This is a genomic window from Nocardia amamiensis (assembly GCF_015477605.1).
Lineage (GTDB): Bacteria > Actinomycetota > Actinomycetes > Mycobacteriales > Mycobacteriaceae > Nocardia > Nocardia amamiensis_A.
This window is the reverse complement of record NZ_JADLQX010000308.1, coordinates 1-268: the sequence shown is the minus strand read 5'-3', so window position 1 is coordinate 268 and position 268 is coordinate 1. Positions and strand designations below refer to the sequence as shown.

The following is a 268-nucleotide window of genomic DNA, read 5'->3' as shown; positions in this document are numbered from 1 at the left end:
GGCAGAGGTTGCGGCGACGCCGGATTCGACCAGCAGCCGGGCCCGTTCGTCCGCGTCGAGGATATCGATGTCGCCGACCAGGACGTCCGGGTCGCCGAGCAGGGCTTCCAGCACCCGGACCAGGCGCCGGGCCAGGATCTCGACCTCGTCGGCGGTGAACCGGCTGCCCAGGTACCGCAGGGTCAGCTCGATGCTGGACTCGGCCATCACCAGCAGCGTCATCGGGTAGTGCGTGGCGTCGTTGACGCCGACACCGTTCACCGACATG

1 protein-coding gene is annotated in these 268 nt (G+C 69.0%); it reads right to left on the bottom strand.

Annotated elements, in window-relative coordinates:
- A partial coding sequence (locus IU459_RS40645; RefSeq protein WP_195134351.1) for a hypothetical protein occupies positions 1-268 on the bottom strand: 268 nt, incomplete at both ends.